Annotated in this window: 1 rRNA gene; it reads right to left on the bottom strand. The window is 48.0% G+C overall.

Annotation, left to right across the window (positions count from 1 at the left end):
- A 23S ribosomal RNA gene (locus FNN09_RS20995) occupies window positions 1-281 on the bottom strand; the annotation flags it as partial.

Genomic DNA, 281 nt, shown 5'->3' with positions numbered 1-281 from the left:
CAATGCTTCACCGAAGTTAACATCTCCACTTAACCTTCCGGCACCGGGCAGGTGTCAGGCCTTATACATCATCTTTCGATTTAGCAAAGCCATGTGTTTTTGATAAACAGTCGCCTGGGCCATTTCTCTGCGGCTCACATCACTGTGAGCACTCCTTCTCCCGAAGTTACGGAGTTAATTTGCCTAGTTCCTTAGCCATGAATCACTCGAGCGCCTTAGTATACTCAACCCAACTACGTGTGTCCGTTTACGGTACGAGCCGCAATACTTGCTTTTCTTGG

This window comes from Carboxylicivirga sp. M1479 (genome assembly GCF_007097485.1).
GTDB lineage: Bacteria > Bacteroidota > Bacteroidia > Bacteroidales > Marinilabiliaceae > Carboxylicivirga.
Note: the sequence above shows the minus strand (reverse complement) of the source record. Positions and strands in the feature narration are given on the sequence as shown.